This is a genomic window from Sodalis ligni, assembly GCF_016865525.2.
Classification (GTDB): Bacteria; Pseudomonadota; Gammaproteobacteria; order Enterobacterales; family Enterobacteriaceae; genus Acerihabitans; species Acerihabitans ligni.
Genome location: NZ_CP075169.1, coordinates 4,046,806 through 4,067,215, shown reverse-complemented (window position 1 = coordinate 4,067,215; position 20,410 = coordinate 4,046,806). Strand labels below are relative to the sequence as shown.

General features: G+C 53.2%; 14 protein-coding genes, 1 tRNA gene and 2 pseudogenes. 6 read left to right on the top strand and 11 right to left on the bottom strand.

The window, feature by feature from the left end:
* The first annotated feature begins 82 nt into the window (after window positions 1-82).
* Window positions 83-1,084, top strand: a complete 1,002-nt coding sequence (locus GTU79_RS18905; RefSeq protein WP_203523466.1) for an ABC transporter substrate-binding protein — start codon at window positions 83-85, stop codon at window positions 1,082-1,084.
* Here GTU79_RS18905 and GTU79_RS18900 read toward each other — a convergent pair.
* From GTU79_RS18900 to GTU79_RS18885, 4 genes and pseudogenes are all read right to left on the bottom strand, one after another.
* Window positions 1,066-2,244: an iron-containing alcohol dehydrogenase family protein gene (locus GTU79_RS18900; protein ID WP_203523465.1), complete on the bottom strand. Its 1,179-nt coding sequence runs from the start codon at window positions 2,242-2,244 to the stop codon at window positions 1,066-1,068. The two genes, GTU79_RS18905 and GTU79_RS18900, sit on opposite strands and share 19 nt — an antisense overlap.
* Before the next feature lie 18 nt (window positions 2,245-2,262).
* Window positions 2,263-3,129: an ABC transporter permease gene (locus tag GTU79_RS18895; RefSeq protein ID WP_214513261.1), complete on the bottom strand. Its 867-nt coding sequence runs from the start codon at window positions 3,127-3,129 to the stop codon at window positions 2,263-2,265.
* A gap of 24 nt (window positions 3,130-3,153) precedes the next feature.
* Window positions 3,154-4,002: an ABC transporter ATP-binding protein gene (locus GTU79_RS18890; RefSeq protein WP_132927318.1), complete on the bottom strand. Its 849-nt coding sequence runs from the start codon at window positions 4,000-4,002 to the stop codon at window positions 3,154-3,156.
* Between the two features lie 33 nt (window positions 4,003-4,035).
* A pseudogene (locus GTU79_RS18885) lies at window positions 4,036-5,039 on the bottom strand (ABC transporter substrate-binding protein).
* A 285-nt stretch (window positions 5,040-5,324) separates the two neighbouring features.
* On the opposite strand from GTU79_RS18885, the gene GTU79_RS18880 reads away from it, so the two are divergent.
* From GTU79_RS18880 to cbl, 4 genes are all read left to right on the top strand, one after another.
* Entirely contained in the window at window positions 5,325-6,356 is a 1,032-nt protein-coding gene (locus GTU79_RS18880) for a malate/lactate/ureidoglycolate dehydrogenase (RefSeq protein WP_132927322.1), read from the top strand.
* 53 nt (window positions 6,357-6,409) lie between these two features.
* The gene (cuyA, locus tag GTU79_RS18875) at window positions 6,410-7,411 is read left to right on the top strand and encodes a D-cysteate sulfo-lyase (protein WP_132927324.1); all 1,002 of its coding nucleotides are present in this window, start codon (window positions 6,410-6,412) and stop codon (window positions 7,409-7,411) included.
* 6 nt (window positions 7,412-7,417) lie between these two features.
* A complete protein-coding gene (gene cuyB, locus GTU79_RS18870; protein WP_214513260.1) occupies window positions 7,418-8,143 on the top strand; it encodes a cysteate racemase in 726 nt (241 codons plus the stop codon).
* 722 nt (window positions 8,144-8,865) lie between these two features.
* A complete protein-coding gene (gene cbl / locus GTU79_RS18865; protein ID WP_203523462.1) occupies window positions 8,866-9,822 on the top strand; it encodes an HTH-type transcriptional regulator Cbl in 957 nt (318 codons plus the stop codon).
* Between the two features lie 38 nt (window positions 9,823-9,860).
* Here cbl and GTU79_RS18860 read toward each other — a convergent pair whose 3' ends face one another.
* The 6 genes from GTU79_RS18860 to GTU79_RS18835 form a co-directional block, all read right to left on the bottom strand.
* On the bottom strand, window positions 9,861-11,033 hold the full coding sequence (locus GTU79_RS18860) for an amidohydrolase (protein ID WP_203523461.1): 1,173 nt from the start codon (window positions 11,031-11,033) through the stop codon (window positions 9,861-9,863).
* A gap of 142 nt (window positions 11,034-11,175) precedes the next feature.
* Window positions 11,176-12,024, bottom strand: a complete 849-nt coding sequence (locus tag GTU79_RS18855) for an oxidoreductase (protein WP_203523460.1) — start codon at window positions 12,022-12,024, stop codon at window positions 11,176-11,178.
* Between the two features lie 1,389 nt (window positions 12,025-13,413).
* Complete coding sequence (locus tag GTU79_RS18850) at window positions 13,414-14,271, bottom strand: class I SAM-dependent methyltransferase (RefSeq protein WP_214513259.1); 858 nt, start codon at window positions 14,269-14,271, stop codon at window positions 13,414-13,416.
* Between the two features lie 2,265 nt (window positions 14,272-16,536).
* Window positions 16,537-16,613 (bottom strand) — tRNA-Pro (locus tag GTU79_RS18845).
* A gap of 78 nt (window positions 16,614-16,691) precedes the next feature.
* Entirely contained in the window at window positions 16,692-18,467 is a 1,776-nt protein-coding gene (gene yejM, locus GTU79_RS18840) for an LPS biosynthesis-modulating metalloenzyme YejM (protein ID WP_203523456.1), read from the bottom strand.
* A 19-nt stretch (window positions 18,468-18,486) separates the two neighbouring features.
* Complete coding sequence (locus GTU79_RS18835; protein ID WP_132927338.1) at window positions 18,487-18,714, bottom strand: YejL family protein; 228 nt, start codon at window positions 18,712-18,714, stop codon at window positions 18,487-18,489.
* A 223-nt stretch (window positions 18,715-18,937) separates the two neighbouring features.
* Between GTU79_RS18835 and yejK the strand changes: the two are divergent.
* Window positions 18,938-19,943 (top strand): annotated as a pseudogene (gene yejK / locus GTU79_RS18830) (nucleoid-associated protein YejK).
* Window positions 19,944-20,092: 149 nt separating this feature from the next.
* On the opposite strand, the gene rplY reads toward yejK, so the two are convergent.
* Complete coding sequence (gene rplY / locus GTU79_RS18825; protein WP_132927341.1) at window positions 20,093-20,377, bottom strand: 50S ribosomal protein L25; 285 nt, start codon at window positions 20,375-20,377, stop codon at window positions 20,093-20,095.
* Between the last annotated feature and the right edge of the window lie 33 nt (window positions 20,378-20,410).

Sequence of the window (20,410 nt, the reverse complement as noted above, 5' to 3'; positions counted from 1 at the left end):
GGATAAGCACTCGCATTGTTCAGGAATACCAGCTTTAATTGGGTATGATTAAAATCCCCAAAACGGTACAAGGCAACGTCTCATGAAAAAACGAGCATGGTTTACCGGTGCGGCTTTTGCTGCCTGCGCAATGCTGAGTTCAATGTTTATTACCCTGTCGGCGCAGGGCGCACCCGCACCGGTAAAAGTCACCTTTGTGCAAGAGTGGCCGGTGGCGGATGGTTTCTGGATACCCTGGACACTGGGCAAAGCGAAGGGTTTCTATCTTGACGAGGGTATTGATCTGAATATCGTCGCGCCGCCCACCGTGGCCGATACCATGAAATTTCTCGGCACCGGCCGGGCTGAAGTAGCCTTCACCACGGTAATGGATATCATCTTCGCCAAGGAGCAGGGTGCGCCGGTTATTGCCATCGGACGTTATGGCATCGGCAACAACTGGGGTATTTTCACTCAGGAAGGGCATCCGCTTACCGTTAGCGAATTGAAGGGCAAAAAGATCGGCATCTACAACGATGCCTGGACGAAAGCGCAGCTCTCACTGGTCTTGAAAAGCGCCGGCATGACGCTGGACGATGTGCAGATGGTGGCGGCCGCGGATGATACCGTACCGCTGCTGCTGCAAAACCGCGTTGACGCCACCACCGGCATTACCAACGCCGAGGGCACCGAACTGGCGGTGACTGGAAAGCAGACGCCGGTCTTTATGCCCGCCACCGCCTACGGCGTGCCCGATACTCCCATCTTTATGTTCGCCGGCAACCAGCAGTGGCTGGATAAGAATCCGGCCCTGGCCAAGGCGTTCATGCGTGCCACCAGCAGGAGCATACGTTATGCCATCGCCCATCCGGATGAGGCCGTCGCCGCGTTTGCCGCGCAATACAGCAAGTCCTTCGATGCCGATTTTGTTAAACGGCAATGGCAGGATACCATGGCGGTGCTGGGTAAACCGGACAGCGAGCAGCTAAAACTTAACGATCGCGCCTGGAGCGAACTCATCACTGCGATTACCGGGCTGGGCATCGTGAAGCAGGCGTTACCGCCCGCACAGTATTACACTAACGATTATTTGCCACTGGAGTAAGCGGCTTGCGGTTGCAATGGTCTTTCAGTCAACGCCGGGACGACGTTTTCCTTGTCACAGGCCGGGCTCTCATCCGCTGAGTCATCCCCGGCAGCACTAAGCAACGCCTGCTCTATTCGTTCGGCGTTCAGCGCGAAGGGCAGGCGGGCGGCAATGGCCGGGGCAATCTGCACGCCCTGGGCGATTTGCGCGGCGCGGCGCGCCACCGATTCGGTAACGCCCAGCTCGCGCAGCGTTAACGGCGTTGAAAACGCTTTCAGTAAATTTAATAACCGCGCCCGCGACGGCGAGCCGGTGGTATCCAGCAAGGATTGTATTACTAATCCAAAGCCCACCAGTTCGCCATGCAGGAATCCATGCAGGTCGGGCTGACGGGTGATGCTGTTGTGAATCCCATGTGCGACGCCGATACGCGTGATTTCATCACGCATGCTATTGGCCATGCCGGCCAGGGCAATAACGGCATCCACCACTTTTATTAATGCCGGTGTAACCTGGCGGGCCTGGTTGTCGGCGACGGCCTGTTCGCCAAGCTGTTCGAATATGTCCAGCGCCAGCTTCGCGGCCTGGGCCTTTAATATCAAGGAAAGACTGCTGTCATCCTGGCGCAGATAGGGTTCGAACTCATACCATTTCGCCAGGGCATCCACGATGCCGGCTTTCAGATAACGAACCGGCGTTTGGGCGATGATTTGACTGTCTACCAGCACCCATTCAGGGGTGCGTTGCAGCGGCATGGAGTTCAGGTGCGCGCCGGCCTCGGTATAAAGTACCGAAATCGGCGACCAGGCGGCGCAAGTAGCGGCAACGGTAGGCACGGTAATCAGCGGCAAACGTCCGCCGGATTCCGCTATTCCTTTTGCCGTGTCCAGCACTTTCCCGCCGCCGATGCCGATGATAAGCCTGATATCCTCGGCCGCCGCCTGTTCAGTAAAGGCGGCGATAGTCGCCGCGGTACATTCGCCCTGCAGGAAGTAGCGCTGATACTGGATACCATGGGGGGCGAAGCTTGCCTCCACGGCCCGTTGCGTCGCCAGCCACGCCTTGGGGCTGGTGATAATCATGACCTTGTCGCGGCTGATAGGCGCGACATAATCGCCGATACGGGCGATAAGCCCCGGCTCGTTCAGGTAATTTTGCGGTGCTTTAACGACAATCACGCTTTGCCTCTCTTAAAATTATTTCTGCATACCCCAGCGTTTTACCGTCACCCGTTCGAGGGTGGTAAATATCAGTCCTTCCACCAACAGCCCGATAATGATGACCGATATCAGACCGGCAAATACCCGGTCGGTAAAAAGTTCGTTGCGGTTTTGGAAGATATACCAGCCCAATCCCCCTTTACCGCTGGAGGCGCCGAATACCAGTTCAGCGGCGATAAGGGTCCGCCAGGCGAATGCCCAGCCGATTTTCAGGCCGGAGAGAATAGAAGGCAGGGCGGCGGGGATCAGAATGTACCAAACGTAGCGCAACCCGCGCAGCCCGTAATTTCTGCCGGTCATGCGCAGCGTATCGGACACCCCGAGGAAACCGGCATAGGTATTCAGCGCCATGGGCCACATCACCGAATGCACCAGCACAAAAATCAGACTATTTTCCCCCAGGCCGAACCACAATAGCGATAACGGCAGCAGGGCAATGGCGGGCAGCGGATTGAACATTGAGGTCAGGGTGCTCAGCAGATCGCGGCCGATGCGGGTCGATACCGCCAGCGAGCTCAGCACCAGCGCCAGCACGGTACCGATGATATAGCCCTTGATAAGCGTGCCCAGTGAAAAGCCTATTTTGGTCGGCAGTTCCCCGCTGGCCATGTCCTGCATAAAGGCCTTCAGGGTCTGGATGAATCCCGGCAATAACAGGTCGTTGTTTTGCCAACGCGCCGCCCCTTCCCAGAGCAGTATCAACACCAGGATGATCACCGACTTGCGCAGCCAGGCCTGGTTCCACAGACGCGTCATCAACGGCAAGGGTTTTACCAGGGTCATTTTCCACAGGGGAGGCAGATCATAAATATATTCCGGACGGACCGGCGGCTGAATACTCATACTATTTTCTCCCATGCGGTCCGGTCATTTACCCACGACCTTGAAACGGGGTTTGGCCGTCTCGGCAGGGGCCGTTGCGGGGCCGCTTTCCGGATCGCTGAACAACAGCTCATGGATCCGCTGCGCTGTCTGCTGGAAGTCGCTGCTGCCGAAATCATTAATGCCATACTGATGGCTGTTGATTTCCGCTCTGACCCGGCCGGGATGGGGGGACAGCAACAAAATCCGGCTGCCCACCACCAAGGCCTCTTCAATGGAATGAGTAACGAACAGCAGGGTAAAACGCACCTCTTCCCACAGAGCCAGCAGCTCTTCCTGCATTTTGCGCCGGGTCAGTGCGTCCAGCGCGGCGAAAGGCTCATCCATCAGCAGCACCTTCGGCTGCATCGCCAACGCGCGCGCAATGGCCACCCGCTGTTTCATGCCGCCGGATAAGGTATGGGGATAGGCATCGGCGAAAGCCGACAGGCCGACTTTATCCAGAAAATAGCGCGCATGTTCCCGGGCTTCGGCACGGTGCGCCTTGCCGCTGGCCAACAGCGGGAACATCACGTTCTCCAGCACGGTTTTCCAGGGGGGCAACTGATCGAACTCCTGAAATACCATTAAACGGTCCGGTCCGGGCTGGGTAACGCTCTGGCCCTCCAGTTCGATTCGCCCGCTTACCGCCGGTAGAAAGCCGCCTATGGCTTTCAGCAGGCTGGATTTGCCGCAGCCGGAAGGGCCCAGCAGCACAAACCTGTCTGCGGCAAACACCTCAAAGCCGACATTATGCGTGGCGCGAATTACCCGCTGATGGGTATGGTATTCAAGATTCAATGCGTCGACCCGAAGCAACGGCGCCGCCGGGATGTGCTGAACGTTATGTGCCATTATGCAGGTCCTGTAACCGTTAAAAGCGAAAAATCAGCTGCCGGGCAGCGCGTAGGCTTCAGGGAAAAAGTAATCCTTCCAGGAACCGGCCTGATTTTTCAGAACGCCTAATTCATGTAATTTATCAGCGTAAACAAAAGTCTTTTGCGGCGTGATAGTGAAGTCATTTTCCGGGTCGCTGATGATTTTCTCAATAAGCTCCAGCGGCAAATGGGATTTCTCTACCCGAATATAGGTTTCGGCCGCCTCATGTTTATTTGCCTTGATAAATTCTGCGGCTTCCGCCAACGCATCAAAAAGGCTTTGTATGTCTTCGGGTTGGCGTCATGGAATTTTTCAGTGGTATAAAGCAGATTGAAGGTGCCTTTACCGCCCAGAACATCATAAGAGCTCAGGATCTTATGAATATTGGGATGCTCCAGCGCCTGATATTGGAACGGGGGACTGGAAAAATGCGCGGTGATTTCGGAGCCGCCGGAGATAAGGGCGGCGGTGGCATCCGGATGAGGCAGACTGAGCGTGATATTATCAAAGCGTTTATAATCCGCGTTCCCATAAATACGGGCGGTTTCAATTTGCAGGGTCCGCGATTGAAAACCCACGCCCGCCGCCGGTACGGCGATACGATCCTTATCGGTCAAGTCCTTGATGCTTTTCACCGCCGGATTATTGCTGAGCAAATAGTTGGGCATGGAACCGAGAGAGGCGATAGCTTTGACATTTTGCTTACCGCGGGTTCGATCCCATACCGTCAGGGCCGGCGGTACCCCGGCGCTCACCACATCCAGCGAACCGGTCAGCAGCGCCTCGTTCATGGCGGTGGCGCCGGAAATGCTGTGCCAGTCCACCTTGATATCCAGCCCTTCCTGCTTACCGTATTTTTCAATCAGATGCTGATCCTGCACCACATCCAAAATCAGATAACCGATACCGAACTGCTGCGCAATGCTAATGGTCCCTTCAGCGTGGGCATTTATCGTACCCAATGATAAACCGAGCGCGACGACAAGGCCGGCTCGTTTAAAAAGTGAATTCATCGATTTTTCCTAAGATAAAGAAGATCTGTTTGGCCCATCATAAAGTCCAATGGTACTTCTTCCTAAAGTGTTTTTTGGAATAAATTAGAAGTAAATTCTTAGATAATATTTGGATTTACTTAGCGATATTTTAGCTAAGGGTAATTTGTGCGAAAGCGATCGCTGCTTAGCATTAATTTAACTATCCTTAGCAGCTTATTGTCTTTTGGCGGAAAGTTCTTCGGCATTAAAGTTCTTCGGTTATTAGATATGGCCTAATTAGCCTTAATCATCGGAGTAAAACTTGTGCCCATTTTTCAGCACCAATTTTTGCGGGAGTTTCTGACCGCCCGCCTGACGGATATTCAGGTGGATCACGACATCGCCACTCAGGTGGCGGATAATTTGGTGGAAGCCTGTTTAAAAGGACATGATTCCCACGGTGTCAGCATGCTGCCGCGCTATATCGCCGCCATTAGGGAAGGGGGATTGCATCCCCATGCCGACGCTGTGCTCACCCTTGACGCCGGGGCATTGCTCTCCTTTGACGGTGGGCAGGGTTTTGGACAGGTGGTAGGCCGCCAGGCCATGGCGCAGGGCATCGAACGGGCTAAACAGTACGGCGTAGCTGTAGTGGGGCTGGCCAACGCCCATCATCTCGGCCGGATCGGCGCCTGGGCGGAGCAAGCGGCCAAAGCCGGGCTGGTCTCCATTCATTTCGCCAACGTCAACAGCCGCTCGCCGGTGATGCCGTGGCAAGGGCAGAAGCCGCGGCTGGGAACCAACCCGTTCTGCGTCGGCATACCGGTGGACGGGGCCAGTCATCCGTTGGTCCTGGATTTCGCCACCAGTATTATCGCCGGCAATAAAGCCCGCATCGCCTGGAACGCCGGTCAGGAGTTGGCGCCCGGTTGTATTGTGGATGACCAGGGCCGGCCCGCCGTTGATCCGCGCTGGCTGATGGAAGAACCTTTCGGCGCATTGCTGCCGTTCGGCAAGCATAAAGGTTCCGGCCTGTCGGTCGTGTGCTCATTGCTGGGAGCGGCCTTGACCGGCGGCCTGACCGAGAGGCATGATAACCGCGATACGCAACGTATACTGAATAGTATGCTGTCGATTTTGATCGATCCCCACAAGCTGGGCGGGGCGGCGAATTATCAACAGGAGATCGCCGAATTGCTGGACTGGGTCCGCAGTTCCCGCGATGATGCCTCGCTTTTGCTGCCCGGCGATGCGGAACATGAAAAATATCAACAGCGGCTGGCGCTGGGGATTGAGGTCGACGACACCAGTTGGCGACAATTGGCGGCGCTGGCGGACATACCGGCCGGCCATTAATCCCAACCGACGAATGAGAATTTATTTCACCCCTTTATCAGGACAATAAGATTATGCATCTGGCCCGTTTTCCCCGACTTTCCCTTGGACAGTTCCCGACGCCTTTGGAGGCGTTGCCCAATCTGAGCCGCTATCTCGGCGGCCCCAACCTGTATATCAAACGTGACGACAGCACCGGCCTTGCCACCGGCGGCAACAAAACGCGCAAACTGGAGTTCCTGCTGGCCGATGCGCTGCAGCAAGGCGCCGATGTGGTAATAACCCAGGGCGCCACCCAATCCAACCATGTGCGCCAGACTATTGCCGGCGCGGCGAAAATCGGCCTGAAAACCCAGATACTGCTGGAAAAACGGGTAGAGCGGTTCGGTGAGGACTATCAACGCTCCGGCAACGTGCTGCTGGATAACCTGCTGGGCGGCGTTATCGTTGATCACCTGCCGGCCGGCACCGATATGCAGCAGGCCATGGAACGGTTGGCGTCAACCCTGCGTGAACAGGGCCATACCCCTTATGTTATCCCGGGCGGCGGTTCCAACCCCATCGGCGCCCTGGGTTATGTGGCCTGTGCCGAAGAGCTGCTGTATCAGTCCAGCCAGCAGCGGCTGCGCATCGATCGGGTGGTGCACGCCACCGGCAGCACCGGGACCCAGGCCGGTCTGGTGGCGGGTTTGAACGCCAGCAACAGCGGCATACCGGTATTGGGCATCAGCGTCCGTGCGCCTAAGGCCAAGCAGGAAGAGAATGTTTATGCGCTGGCACGGGCCACCTGGCAACTGCTCGGCGCCCGCGGTGAATTGCCCCGCGAACAGGTCAGCGTCAATAGCGACTACGTGGGGGAAGGCTACGGATTGCCCACCGAAGGCACCCTGGAAGCCCTGCGCTTGTTGGCGCAGCTGGAAGGCATTTTGCTCGATCCGGTTTATACCGGTAAAGGCATGGCCGGTCTTATCGATTTGATCCGCAAAGGTCAATTCGGCAAAGATGAAAACGTGGTGTTTATCCATACCGGCGGTTCGGCCGGGCTGTTCGGCTATCGCCAGGTACTGGAACAATAGGCTGATATGAGCGGATTCCTGTTGGGTGTGCTGGGCGGTATGGGGCCTTTGGCTACCGTCGATCTGTTGCAGAAAATCATCGAGGAGACCCCGGCGCGGCGGGATCAGGAGCACGCGCCGGGGGTGGCCTGGAGCGTGCCGCAAATCGCGGACCGACAGCGGGCGTTGGCCGGAACCGGGCCGTCGCCGCTGCCGGATTTGCTGCCGGCGCTGGCGCAGCTTAACCGGGCGGGCGCCAGCCATATCCTGATACCTTGTAATACCGCTCATTTCTGGTATCCGCAGTTGGCCGAGGCCAGCGCGGCGCCCATAGTGCATATTGCCGACGCCACGGTGGCGAGCCTGACGCAGGGGGCGGTGGCGCGGGTGGGGTTGATTGCCACTCAGGGCACCCTTGATGCCGGTTTGTTCCAGCAGAGATTTGCGGATATGGGGATTGCTACGCTGGAGCCGCTGCCGCAGGAGATGACCGATTGGTTCGTACCCGGCTGTTATGCGGTGAAGCGTGGTGAATTGCGGCGGGGCGGCGAGTTGTTGTCCTTGCTGGCGCAGGCGCTGATAGCGCGGGGGGCCGAGCGATTGGTTTTGGCCTGTACCGAGGTGCCGCCGGCGCTGGCGGCTATTGGTTCCCCTTTGCAACAGCTCAGTATTGATCCTACCCGCGCTCTGGCCCAAGCCGCGGTGCGTTTGTGGGTGGCCTACCGGGATGGTGCCGGCGCGGTTTCCCTTTAACACGCATTCCCTTTTGTATGGACGGTTCATGTTACGGTGATAGCGGGCTTACCGCGCTGTGGGGCGCTCCGGCGGGCGGGAAAACCACGCCCGCTTCGGCCCCATCAGCACGATTTCCCTTTAACACGCATTCCCTTTCGTATGGACGGTTCATGCTACGGTGATAGCGGGCTTACCGCGCTGTGGGGCGCTCCGGCGGGCGGGAAAAGCACGCCCGCTTCGGCCCCATCAGCGCGGTTTCCCTTTAACACGCATTCCCTTTCGTATGGACGGTTCATGCTACGGTGATAGCGGGCTTACCGCGCTGTGGGGCGCTCCGGCGGGCGGGAAAAGCACGCCCGCTTCGGCCCCATCAGCACGGTTTCCCTTTAACACGCGTTCCCTTTGGCATGGACGGTTTATGTCATAACGATCGCGGGCTTCAGTGGTTTTGTTTAACAGGGTTTGAGTATTCGGTGTTAAGACAAAATTGGCAAAAGCTTAGATAAGTTTTGGCTTATTCTTTAGGGTTAAACGCTGGCGGATGAAATTCTTTTTTCTTTCCTGCTGATGCGGATTTTAATTGCTTGAAATATAGCATGTTTTAATTAAATAGCTCCCTAATGGAAATTTTAATTTTCCCTTAGTATAAAAAACTATAAGTTACCTATTTTTCTTATTTGTCCCTTTATCGCTTCCCCGGTATGAATATAGTTAAATTTAAGATAACGGAGGGGCGGCGGGTGAACTTTCAACAGCTACGCATAATTCGGGAATCGGCCCGGTGCAATTATAATCTGACCGATGTGGCCAGTATGTTATTTACCTCCCAATCCGGTGTCAGCCGTCATATTCGCGAGTTGGAAGAAGAGCTGGGGGTGGAAATTTTTATCCGCCGCGGTAAGCGCTTAATCGGTATGACCGAGCCGGGCAAAGCCTTGTTGACGGTGGCGGAACGCATCCTTAGCGATGCCAATAATATTCGCCGCATTGCGGATGTTTTCGCCAATAAAGACTCCGGCGAATTATCCATCGTGACGACTCATACCCAGGCGCGTTATAGCTTGCCGGCGGTTATTAAAGAATTCCGCGAGCTTTATCCCCGGGTCCGGCTGGTGCTGAACCAAGGCAGTCCGGAGGAGATTGTCGCCATGCTGCAATCCGGTGAAGCGGATGTGGGCATTGCCAGTGAAAAGCTGATGAGCGAGGAGCAATTGGCGGCGTTTCCTTATTATCGCTGGCATCATACGATCCTGGTGCCTGAGGGGCATCCCCTGACCAAAGAAGCGGACATTACGCTGGAAACCTTGAGCCAATTCCCGTTGGTCACCTACCGGCGCGGTATTACCGGTCGTTCCCGGCTGGATATCGCCTTCCAGGCCGCCGGACTCAAGCCGGAAGTGGTATTGAGCGCCCAGGATTCCGATGTGATTAAAACCTACGTCGAGCTGGGTTTGGGGGTGGGCCTGCTGGCGGATATGTCCTACAACCGCGAACGTGATACCGGACTGGTAAGTCTTAATGCCGAACACCTGTTTGAAGCCAATACCGTCTGGCTGGGCGTCAAACGCGGCCAGTTGCAGCGTAAATACGCCTGGCGCTTTATCCAGCTGTGCAATCCGCAGCTGACCCTGACCGAAATAGAAGAACAGATCCTGGCGCCCTATAGCAGCGAGCCGGCGTTGGACTATCAAATCTGAGGTTAAAGATGCCCGGCGTTGCCGGGCCTGCGGTTTGCTTACGCCACCGGTGCGGCCTGCTGATGGGCGGCCGGCTGCGATATCAACGCCGTCAGCGCCCGATCCGCCAGGCGGGCGAAATAGGCCGCCGCCGGATAAATCAACTGTTCGGAAGGATTGAAACGGGGATGGTGCAGACCGAATTCACTGGCCGACCCTATGCTGACAAAGGTGCCCGGCACCTGCTGCAAATACAGTGAGAAATCTTCGCCGCCCATCTGCAATTCCGCTTCCTGCACCTGATAGCCCGCCTCGGCGGCCACCTGCTGGCTGAACTGCGCCCAATAGGCGGTATTGACCACCGCCGGCGGTCCGGGGAACCAGTTGAGGACCGCTTCGGCGCCCATGGAGCTGGCGACGCCGCCGATGACCCGGTTGAGGATATCCGGCACCCGCTCGCGAATTTTCGTATTATGGGTGCGGACCGTGCCCTCCAGCTCCACCGTTTGCGGCAAAACATTCCACGTGTTGCCGCCCTGGATTCGCGTCACGCTGACCACCAGGGATTCAAGTGAGCTGAAATTGCGGCTGGGCAGGGTTTGCAGCGCATTGACAATTTGACTGGCGGTGACGATGGTGTCGATACCCTGCTCGGGTTTGGCCGCATGGGCGCCTTTGCCGGTCACCGTGATTTGAAAACGGTCGATATGCGCATAAAAAGCGCCGCTGCGGGTGGCAAAGGTGCCCACCGGCAATTCCGGGGCGTTGTGCATACCGAATACCGCTGAGACGTTGGCCAATGCTCCGGCCTCAATCAAATGGCAGGCGCCGTTGAAGTTCTCCTCCGCCGGCTGGAAGAAAATCCGCACCGTACCGGGCAATGTCGCCTCCCGCTCTTTTAGCAGCAACGCCGCGCCGAGCATCACCGAGGTATGAACATCATGGCCGCAGGCATGCATCACCCCGTCATGGCGCGAGCTGAACGGCACGCCGGAAATCTCCTGGATCGGCAACGCATCGATATCGGCCCGCAACGCGATAATGGGGCCGGTTGTCGGCCCGATTTCCGCCACGACCCCGGTGGTCAGTCCCAGCGGCAATATACGGATCCCCGCCTCCTGTAACCAGCGGGTAATTTTTTCCGTGGTGGCGAATTCCTGGTTTGAGAGCTCAGGATGGGTATGCAGTTCGCGTCGACAATAGATGAGTTTTTCAGCAAGTTCGCCAGACATGGGCCAGGACCGTTTTATCAGAATGAGAATTTATCTTAGCGGGTAATATCAAAAGGCGGTAAATACTGTTCGGTTATATTACATAGCCATCGGGTATGACTCTTAAGGATCGGCCCGCTGCGGGACGGGCCGGAGATTTAGCTTATGCTTCCGGCGGAAAATCCGCGCCTTTGGTGACCTCGGCCCAGCCGTCAAAATCCCGCTGCAGCAGCTGGATTTTTTTATAGGCGTTCTCTAAAGCCGGTTTACCCAGCAGCAACCGCAGCGGCGGTTGTTTGGCTTCCACCGCCTTCACAATGGCTTTCGCGGCGCGTTTCGGATCCCCCATCTGCTTACCGCTGCCGCCGCGGCTTGCCCGCGCCCTGCTATGGGCGGTCTCGGCATAATCGGCAATGGTTTGCGGCGCTTCGCTGGCCGACCGGCCGGCCCAATCGGTCCGGAAAGGACCGGGCTCGACGATCAGAACATGGATGCCCAGCGGCGCCACTTCCTGCGACAGCGATTCGGAAAGCGCTTCCACCGCGAATTTGGTGGCGTGGTAAAAACTCAGCGACGGGAAAGTGGTGATGCCGCCGATGGAGGAGATATTCACTATCGTCCCGCCGCGCTGCTTGCGCAGGGTCGGCAATACCGCCCGGCTCATGGCGGTCAGGCCCCAGACGTTGATATCGAACATCCGGTGTACGTCTTCCATCCGGCTCTCTTCAAACGAACCGAAATAGCCGATGCCGGCGTTATTCACCAAGACGTCGATCCGGCCAAAATGTTTCAGCGCGGCGCTGACGGCTTCGTCAATCTGATCCTGCTGCGTCACGTCCAGCTTCAGCACCAGGGCACTTTCCTCATGGCCGGCGACCACATCCTGCACCTGATCGGGATTACGCGCCGTCACCACGGTGGGATAGCCCAACGACAGGGTAAGATCCGCCAGCTCGCGGCCGAATCCGGTTGAACAGCCGGTAATGAACCATACTGGTTTTTGTTGTGTCATTTTCGTTCTCCAGGTCGCTCAAGATAATAATAACGGTAAAGCATAGTGTATTAAGCCGACAGGAGTTGCAACCGGCCACCTCAGCTGCGGGCCTGCGTGGCGAGGCATTTTTACCCATTGACATGATTGCCTTCGCGAGACCCGTTACCGTTTTTCAGCCTGTTGCGAAGTGGTGCCGGACCGGGGCCATTTAGGGGCAGTCGGACCTTTTGACAATGCCTGGCGATCCGGTTGATCTGCGGCGGGTTGGGAATCCGACGCCAGGTTCATCGATGGAGCCGCTTTATACAGCTGGAAGAAATGCCTAACCGGCTGGGTTGTGAGGGGGCGTGCTTGCTCATCGCCGGCAGGCGGTGGGGAAGGCATATGCGAAGAGTTAATGGATGTCTGCGAAGCGCCGGACAGGGGTATCGATGAATTGGTTGCCGAGCTGAACGCATGCGGGGCGTTGATAGGGGTGGGTTGACGAGCGCTGTGGCGCCGATCGCAAAAGGTGCCTGAGTGAATGGAAGAGGAGTTGTTCATACGCATATATACCATTTTAGTGAAGGTCTAGGACGTCATAAAACGCTTTGGTCGTTACGCTATCTATAAAGAATGACGTACACAAATGTTACATTTACGTAGATAATCAGGCAAAAAAGATAAATATTAGGATAACAAGTATGAGAAAAAGCGGTCTGGCGTCAATGCGGTAACGCGCAATAGCATTAGGATCGCAATAAAAGCCTAATCAAAGGGGCTATCGCAACAACGGTACCTTGAGTACGAAAGTGATTTCCCTAATGGACATAATGCGCTAAAGCATCCCGATGAAAGGCAATGCGGAAGTGTGATAATTATCACTGACTTTTATTCAGAATAATCTTAATATGATTCCATCCTTCACAGAGCTACCGCCTTGAACGCAATCAAGAGCGCCGGAGATAAGCGCCGGAAAGGATAATCCCTTTACTTAAGCCCCGTTCATTGATGGGGCTTTTTTCCTCAGAAAAGCGCATCGGCTACTTACCTCCTCGAAAGAGGGAGTACAGCAAAGGTTGTCGGTGCGCTTCTCTGTCATCGCACCGAAAAGGTTAGCCTACCGTCGTGCGGCATGTCTTTCGGTCATGCGTACATAAATGTCACAAAGCCGATAATGACCAAAACCAGTGCGGCCAGAAAGGCGATGTCGTTGGTTCGCAGCATATGTCACCTCCGTTCCCTGCTTTAATCATGGCGTGGATTCACGATTTAGGCTGTGACGGCGAAGGCATTTTGTCAATAAGTGCTGATAATCACGCTTTGGCTGGCCCCCTGGGAAGTGAAGAGCGGCAGGCATTATTCAGGGTCCGTTGGAGCGTCCCGCCACTGGACTTAGCGTGACAGGGTAAGCGGGCCAGGGGGGCATTATGTTCTTTTTATGCCTTCGGCAAGCACCCAGGCCATGGAGTCCATAACGGCGCCATGGCATTTGCCGTTTTCATCGGTGAACTTGCTACGCTCAATTTCCCTTGATGTCAGTTCTTCCAATACGGTTAATCGGTATGTCTGTAAAAATTCAGCCAGCGCGCCTTGTTCAATACCGAATTTCCAGGGTTCTCCTACGGTCTTTACCTCGGCGATGCATTGGGCCTCATGATAACCTCCGGATTCTTCTCTGGTAAGCGCTGCATAAGCATAATCGAAAAATACCCGGCATTGCCCGGCCTTAAGCTGGCCGATGGCGTTGAAAATGTGATCCACTTGTGGCGGGGCAAGATACATCAGCAACCCCTCCAACAGAAAAAAACAGCGGTCTTTCGACGACAGATCGAGATGCTGTATCCACTTGGCAAAAGAGCCGTCGGAAAAATCCAGGGGAACGAAGCTGGCGTTCGGCGGATAGTCGATATCACTTTTTTCCAACAGATGCCGTTTGCTGGCCTGCATATCGGGATGATCGCACTCATACACCAGGCAGTGTTTTAATTGCGCTTGAAAACGAAACGCCCTGGAATCATAGCCTGCCCCTAAAATAAAGACATGAGTGGTCTCTGGCGGCAGTGTAGCGAATAAATCGTCAATAAAACGGGTTCTGGCGACGATATATTCGTAAATCCCGGCCGGCAGCATGGGGTTGAAATCGTCAAATCCCAATACAAAAGATTTATGCAGTATTGATAAAAAAGAGTTGAGCTGATGGCTTATCAAAACAGAGATATAGTCATCGCTTTTATAGAATTCTCTTTTTTCATTAAAGGATTTAGCCCGCAGCAGACAGACCATTTCCGCGGTAGTGGAGAAAAGGGTTTGGTTGTTCTAGTCATAAAAGAGCCTTTGCAAGGAAATAAAAGCAAAAGGTAGCGTTATTTTAAAATTTCGTTATTTATTTAAAGTATGCACTTTTAGCTCAATTTGCAGTGATAGATCTCTCATTATTTTAGAATAAATTTTCATTAATTACTTGGAAATTTAAAAGAACTAATGCATTTTGGGTTCAGTGGATACGCAGCATAACTTTGGGAGCTGGTTCTTCCATAAGCCACGGCTTTCCACGTAATATCATCGTACTCCTTATTTATTTCTATATTTATTAAATGTCAATTGCCTTGAATGCAACTATTTTCATGACGATAATAAAGTATTAGCGTCAAAATATCTAAAGGTAAACAAGCGAAACTCCGTAGTCGGGACTTGATTTATGTCGGACTTCGGCTTAAAGAGCCATCGTTCAAGTTTTTCTGATTAAGAATTTTCTGCCAAAATTTATACCTGGCTCCTCAATGAATTTGTAGGTGGTATAAGAGACCATAACCGTCACGCCTGCTGTTATAAGCAGTGAAATAATAAATTTCACAGGTGATATAATATTTAAATTATCAATTATCTTATAAAATCTTGACGCTTCTAATAGGTATAAAACTATACTGTGCATGAGATATATACTATAACTAGCCTTACCCAGGAATCGTGTAAATTTAGTGTTAATTATTGAAGGAATACCTAAAATTGAGGCAGAGATCATGAATATCCATAGCAAAGAATAAAAAATAAATATTTATTGGATAGCCATTCTGGCTAAAGCAATAGATGAGAAGTACAAATGAAGAAGCGAGGATCAATCCTGAAACAGTGCTTGCATATTTACGCAGCAACTCTTTTAACTTTTGATTTCGGGAGGAAAAGATAAACAGCTATTCCTGAAACAAAGAAGACCATATGATTGAGTATATTCATATAAATTTCAATGGGTTCAGCACTAACCTTTGCGGTGCTGGTTGAAATGAAAATACAAATTATCCAGATAAATAAGACTGTCTTTTATTGTTGCAAATTATGAATATTATCGGGTAGAGTAAATAAAATATCCATTCAATACTTAACGACCAACCTGCCCATACTATGCCATTTTGCATTTTGGCACCAGGTTAAATAAAAAGTACCGGACATTAATACTTCAAATAATGTAGGAAGGTGGTTAAAAGCATGAAAAATTATGATGCCTTCTACAATAAGGGCAACATAAAAAGCGGAGCAAGTCTAAAAATCTTTTATAAAGAAATTTTGAAATCCACCTTATTTATCAAATTCTCATTGTATGAATAGGCGATTGAAAATGCGCTGATTGCAAAAAGAGTCACGCTCGCGGTGAATTTTTGTCCAATTAATGTAATAAAATGACCATAATTTATTCCAGACGATGCTATGAGATGCACAACAATAACTGATATTGCTGCAAATCCTCTTAGAATGTCAGGACCATCTATCCTTGCTTTTTAGTGGGTTGCATAACTTTTGTCACTTTTTAAAAGTAGTTCCATTATATACAATCACGCAATAAATATCTAGAGGTCAATAGGGATTTTCCATGCTTTTAATTCCTCTTAAGACATAATGTGGTCGAAAAATGAATAAAGTCCTGCTAATAATCCTTTCCTATCATTTTGGTGAGAGTTGGCTTGCGTCCTAAAATGACGCGTATTTACCCGCTAATATAAATAAAGCTTTCAACGAATGTGTAACGGCTCTGACTTATATTTGTTGCTAATGAGAAATGCCGACCAATTTTGTGACGACCCGATTATCATATATAATATCTCTGCGTTTGGGGAGAGTTTCCTTAAATTCGAATGGAACCCATAACCTGCACAGATTTTGCTCACTGGTATAGAGTTTCATCATTGCAAGCGATTCAATATATGCCTTTTCCGAATGCGAACAAATATTTTTATCAAAATCTAGTTGAGTATCCCATGCTATATAGCGGAGGGCATGCACATGCATTATGTTTGTTTTTTTTTATTTTTTAGATGGGGCTATTGTGGGCAAGTACTTAACCAAATCACTCCATTCTGCTGTAAGACTCGATCCAAAAAGATGAAACCTTGTTTTACAATGCGAAAATCGATCACATATTGTTGATTGTTTATATTGTTAGGAATCATTAACATAATTTATTTTGGAGCTAAATTACTAAGGTTGAATGCTCTTACTGCCTAAATTCAAACATAAAAAAACCAACCCTAACAGGTTGGTTTTCTTGGGATGGATTGGTCGGCATGAGAGGATTCGAACCTCCGACCCCCGACACCCCATGACGGTGCGCTACCATGCTGCGCTACATGCCGACTTCATGGGGGCCTATACTACCTTTTCCTGCGTCGATTGCAATAGCCCATTGAATTGACTGCGTTAGATTTAAGCGGTTAGTTGGCAATAAAGCGTTTTTCGTCTGTCAGCACCTGCAACAGCAGCGCTAACTGTGGTTTCGCATGGCGGATCCGTTCACCTTTCAGGTCATAGGTGCGGTAATCGCCGTCGCTTTGCAACACAATGGTCTGGGTCGGCGTGTTGATGACCAGCGTACCGTTATCACCGCTGGCCACCCAATCGTTATGCCGCTGCGGGGCGAACAGGTCTTCGCCCTGGGTGTAATCGCTGGGATCGGTGGTGCTGTGCAGTAAACGCTGCATCAAGGTTGCGGTGACGTCATTATGATTGGTCAGTTTCTCGATGCGCTGCGGCGGGGTGCCCGGCCAGTGGACAACCAGGGGAACCTGCAGCTGGACGCGGTTAAGCCGGGTACCGGCCTCCCAATGCCCGTTACCGGCATCGTTCAGCTCCAGGCCGTTGGTGGCGGTGATGATAACTACGGTATGCTCCAGGTCGCCTTTCTCCCGCAGCGTTGCGAGGATTTGTCCAATGTAGCCGTCAAGGCGCTGCGCGCTCTGCTGGTATTGGCGGGCCAGGGCCGGCGTATTATCTTGGCCGGCGTTGATATCGGTACCGTTGAACTCGACAAAGGAGAACCAGGGCGCCGCGCCGGTATAGGCCGAACGCCATTTCTGCCATTGCTGGGCGGTCTGCCCGTCGGACTGTCCTACCGGCTCCGGCAGGCTGAAATCGGTAAGCAGCGCCTGCCGGTCTAACGGACTGCTGAAACCGTTGGACGAGAACAGGCTTAACTGATAGCCCTGTTTGCCAAGGGCATCCAGCAATACCGAGGTTTTGCGCGATGCCAGAATCCCGTCAAGATAAGAAGAGGATATACCGTAGAACAGGCCGAACAGTCCGGTATCGGAACGATTGCCGGTGCTGAAATGGTTGGCGAAAAATGCGTTTTCATCGGCAAACTGCTTTAGCGCCGGCATCCGCTGCGCCAGGGTATCGTCGCGCAATGCGCCGGTGGTGATGATCAGCAGGTTGAAGCCGCTGCCGGTCTTTTGGAATTTTAAGGGACTGAGCGGATACTCCACCGCCACCGCTTCGGGATTTCCTTGTCGCACCAGGCGGCGTTCATACTCCTGCGCGTCCAGCAAACCATGGCGTTCCAGGAAACGGCGGGCGGTCATGGGGTAGGATAAGGGCAGATTGGAACGCTGCATGGTGATGGGGCGGTAAAAGTTGGCATCCGCCCAGATATAAAGGATATGGGAAGCGAAAAAAGCGCAGATCAGCAGGATGGCGATGGGCTTGCCGATTTTATGCCGGTTGAGGCTGCGTAATTTCTGCCAGCTCCAGGTGGCGTACAGCATTTCCATAAGAAATATCACCGGGATGCCGATAAACATCAGCTGCCAGTCACGCGCCAGTTCCCCTTCGTCCGGGTTGACCACCAATTCCCAGACCACCGGATTAAGATGCAGGTGGAAGCGGGTAAAGACCTCCGTATCCACCAGCAGTAGCGTTAAGCCGGCGGTGGCGATAATCGCCGATAAAAACCGCAGCAGACGCTGGGACATAACCACAAAGGTTAGCGGGAAGATTACCAGCAAATACAGCGTGAAGCCGATGAAGCTGAAATGGCCGAGCCAGCTGACAAACGCATAGGTGCGGCCGGCGAGCGACCCCGGCCAGTCGGCGACAAGCAAATAGCGGCTGCCCAGCCCGAGGCTGAGCAGAATATTGAAGAGTGCGAACCAGTGACCCCAACCGATCATTTGGGAAACTTTGTCACGGTAGCGCTGGCTATTTGTCACCATATGAAGTTTAGGCAGCTGTTTAATGCGTGTCGGGTTCGCGTATGGAAGACAGCAAGGCCTCGCTAAACGAGCGGGCCAGGGTTTTCCGTTGCTCCGGCGATACGCTGGTATTGATTACATGGGTAATCATATTACCCAAAACCATCAATGATAAATCCGTCGGCGTATGATGCTTTGCCAGCACCGCCGAGAGTTCGTTTAATAATGTCTCAATCTGCTCGTCGCTGTAACGGGATGCTTGCGGCATAATATAATCTTCATAAGCTCTTAAAACCCGCTATCTTACCGTATCAACTCCTCTTTTTCCGCATTTTTATCCACCGTGCCGTAAAACCTCGACCTTTGCGCCTGGAATTAGGTCCCATTTTTCTGCCTTAAGCCCGCGGAGTGCCGTCGCCCTTTGCAACACCGGTTGCGGCCGAAGGCAATTCGGTGTTTGAATACGCCTCTCACCAAAAGGAGAATAAATCATGAGTCTGGATATTGACCAGATTGCGTTACATCAACTCATTAAACGCGATGAGCAAACGCTGGAGCTGATATTGCGGGATTCGCTGCTGCAGCCGAACGCGGCGGTGGATGAGATGATGGCGGAGCTGCATCGGGTCTACAGCGCCAAGACCAAAGCCTACGGTCTGTTCAACGCCGGCAGCGAACTGGCCGAGGCGTTGCGCCATTGCCGCCGGGGCGATGAGGACTTTCTGGCCTTCACCCGGGCCGCCACCGGCCGGCTGCGTGATGAGCTGGCTAAGTATCCGTTTGCCGAGGGCGGTATTGTCCTGTTTTGCCAATACCGCTATCTGGCGGTGGAATATCTGCTGATTGCGGTTCTCTCCAGTTGCAGCAGTATGCGGGTCAATGAACAGCTGGATATCAGCAGTACCCATTATCTTGATATCAATCATGCGGATATAGTGGCGCGCATTGATCTTACCGAATGGGAGGCCAATCCCTCATCTACCCGCTATCTGACCTTTTGAAAGGGCGGGTAGGGCGGAAGGTGTCGGACTTTTCATGGATTTCCTGGGCGCCGCCGAAGGGCTGGATACCAAGGCGCAAAATCGCGGCCTGTTGCAGGCGGTGGATGAATACTGCGCCGAAGGTCAACTGGATAAACAGGAGCGGCAAACCGTTCGCGAGCAGGTATACAGCTACTGCAAAGAGCAGTTGCAATCCGGTGAAGAGATTGCGCTGGTGGAATTATCCGAGGCCCTGCCGCCGGGGGGTGATAAGTCCTTCCAGGCGTTCTCCAGCGGCGAGGGTTATGCCCTGGGGGGGAGCTTTCCCGCCGCTCGCGGCACGCTGCGTCAGCTGACCAAGTATGCCGGCAGCGGCGGCGGTATCACCCTGAGTTTTGACGCGCCGCTGATGGGCGAACGGATTTTCTGGGATCCCGCCACCGATACCCTGACCATCAAGGGCACGCCGCCGAATCTGCGCGATCAGTTGCAGCGTCGGCTGGGCGGCGGCAATTAATTGAGTTTAGGCATCATGTTTAGGTTAAGCATGATGCCAAGGGAAGGGGGCATCTGTTATCCGGTACCGGCCGGAGTGATTTTCGCAAAAGCAAAAAAAACGCCGCTTCATTCAGCGGCGTTTTTGCACGTAGTATCACTTACACGCGATTAAACGCGAACAAAGTCGATATGCGTCAGCTTGGGTTTGAACGGATGACGCTGCACTGCCTGGACCTTGACCTGGGTTTCTTTACCGTCGATGACCAGCGATAGGACATCGCTGTAAAAACCCGGTTTGGTCTGGGTATTCAGGACAACTTCGTGTTCCATTTCAATGGCAACCGGCGCTTCCGGGCCACCATACACGATGGCGGGGAATTTGTTGGCGATACGCAGGCGGCGGCTCGCACCCTTACCCTGCTCTTTACGCGTTTCTGCATTAATAATTAGCATTTATATTCTCGATACTGACAAGTATTCCCGCTA